This is a genomic window from Stenotrophomonas maltophilia group sp. msm4, assembly GCF_032025605.1.
Classification (GTDB): Bacteria; Pseudomonadota; Gammaproteobacteria; order Xanthomonadales; family Xanthomonadaceae; genus Stenotrophomonas; species Stenotrophomonas sepilia.
Genome location: NZ_JAVSKK010000002.1, coordinates 157,501 through 160,000, shown reverse-complemented (window position 1 = coordinate 160,000; position 2,500 = coordinate 157,501). Strand labels below are relative to the sequence as shown.

Below are 2,500 nucleotides of genomic sequence, written 5' to 3'. Positions count from 1 at the left end.
TTAATAGTTGCTTGATCAAACGTCTGCAAGATGGACAATCATCCTTCCTGCAGGCGCCTTCACAAGATACCTGCGCATACTTTCAAAGATCCGGGGAAGTGGCCTCAGCGCCGTTCCCGTATGCTGCGAAGCTTCCTTCGTAGCGAGCCGCCCATTATAGCCGGCTTTTCTGCTTCGTCAACACCTTTTTTCAAGGCCGTCTCACCGAAGTGGACGTTGTTGCCGATGCTGCTTCGTCGTTGGACCCGAGGGTCTTTCGTCGTTGCGAGCCGCCTATTATGGCAGGCCTTTCAGCTTTGTCAACAACTTGTTTGAGGAACTTGAAGCTCTTCGTGAAGTTGTTGCTGCAAGTCCAAGTAAAACCGGGTGCCTGCAAAAAAAGGAAAACCCCGCTGCGTCGGCAGCGGGGTTTTGGGTATAAACCCTGGCGATGACCTACTCTCGCATGGCTTGAGCCACACTACCATCGGCGCAGCTGCGTTTCACTTCCGAGTTCGGGATGGGATCGGGTGGTTCCACAGCGCTAATTTCACCAGGGAGGCTTTTGGAGCGTCGCACTCGTCCCTGGGGGACAAGGCGCCAGCCTCGCATAGTTCTTGTGACGTAGCGTGCACCTGGATGCTCTTACGACGTTGTCGTAAAGCCAAGGCAACTTGAGGTTATATGGTCAAGCCGCACGGATCATTAGTATCAGTTAGCTCAATACATTGCTGTACTTACACACCTGACCTATCAACCACGTAGTCTACATGGTTCCTTCAGGGGCTTGTCTTCGGGAGATCTCATCTTGAGGCGCGCTTCCCGCTTAGATGCTTTCAGCGGTTATCGCTTCCGAACATAGCTACCCGGCAATGCCACTGGCGTGACAACCGGAACACCAGAGGTTCGTCCACTCCGGTCCTCTCGTACTAGGAGCAGCCCCTCTCAAATCTCCAACGCCCATGGCAGATAGGGACCGAACTGTCTCACGACGTTCTGAACCCAGCTCGCGTACCACTTTAAATGGCGAACAGCCATACCCTTGGGACCGACTACAGCCCCAGGATGTGATGAGCCGACATCGAGGTGCCAAACACCGCCGTCGATATGAACTCTTGGGCGGTATCAGCCTGTTATCCCCGGAGTACCTTTTATCCGTTGAGCGATGGCCCTTCCATACAGAACCACCGGATCACTAAGTCCTAGTTTCCTACCTGCTTGATCCGTCGATCTTGCAGTCAAGCACGCTTATGCCTTTGCACACAGTGCGCGATGTCCGACCGCGCTGAGCGTACCTTCGAGCTCCTCCGTTACTCTTTAGGAGGAGACCGCCCCAGTCAAACTACCCACCATACACGGTCCCCGACCCAGATAATGGGCCCAGGTTAGAACGTCAAGCACGACAGGGTGGTATTTCAAGGATGGCTCCGCCACAGCTAGCGCCATGGTTTCATAGCCTCCCACCTATCCTACACAGACGAACTCAACGTTCAGTGTAAAGCTATAGTAAAGGTTCACGGGGTCTTTCCGTCTTGCCACGGGAACGCTGCATCTTCACAGCGATTTCAATTTCACTGAGTCTCGGGTGGAGACAGCGCCGCTGTCGTTACGCCATTCGTGCAGGTCGGAACTTACCCGACAAGGAATTTCGCTACCTTAGGACCGTTATAGTTACGGCCGCCGTTTACTGGGGCTTCGATCAAGAGCTTCGCCTTGCGGCTGACCCCATCAATTAACCTTCCAGCACCGGGCAGGCGTCACACCCTATACGTCCACTTTCGTGTTTGCAGAGTGCTGTGTTTTTGATAAACAGTCGCAGCGGCCTGGTTACTGCGACCCTCTTCAGCTATAGCTCGCACGAGCCACCAAAAAGGGTGCACCTTCTCCCGAAGTTACGGTGCCATGTTGCCTAGTTCCTTCACCCGAGTTCTCTCAAGCGCCTGAGAATTCTCATCCTACCCACCTGTGTCGGTTTACGGTACGGTCTGCGTAAGCTGAAGCTTAGGAGCTTTTCCTGGAAGCGTGGTATCAGTGACTTTGCCATAAAGGCTCGTCTCGGTGCTCGGTCTTAGAGGATCCCGGATTTGCCAAAGATCCAAACCTACCGCCTTTCCCCAGGACAACCAACGCCTGGTACACCTAACCTTCTCCGTCCCTCCATCGCACTTACGCGAGGTGCAGGAATATTAACCTGCTTCCCATCGACTACGACTTTCGTCCTCGCCTTAGGGGCCGACTCACCCTGCGCCGATTAACGTTGCGCAAGGAAACCTTGGGCTTTCGGCGTGCGGGTTTTTCACCCGCATTATCGTTACTCATGTCAGCATTCGCACTTCCGATACCTCCAGCAGACTTCTCAATCCACCTTCAACGGCTTACGGAACGCTCCTCTACCGCGCATACAAAGTATGCACCCCAAGCTTCGGTTCTGTGCTTAGCCCCGTTAAATCTTCCCCGCAGACCGACTCGACCAGTGAGCTATTACGCTTTCTTTAAAGGGTGGCTGCTTCTAAGCCAACCT

2 rRNA genes (1 of these 2 cut by a window edge) are annotated in these 2,500 nt (G+C 54.0%); both read right to left on the bottom strand.

Annotation, left to right across the window (positions count from 1 at the left end):
- Positions 1 to 422 precede the first annotated feature (422 nt).
- Positions 423 to 537 (bottom strand): 5S ribosomal RNA (rrf, locus tag ROV93_RS09850).
- A 126-nt stretch (positions 538 to 663) separates the two neighbouring features.
- Positions 664 to 2,500, bottom strand: a 23S ribosomal RNA gene (locus ROV93_RS09845); it runs 1,039 nt beyond the window's last position.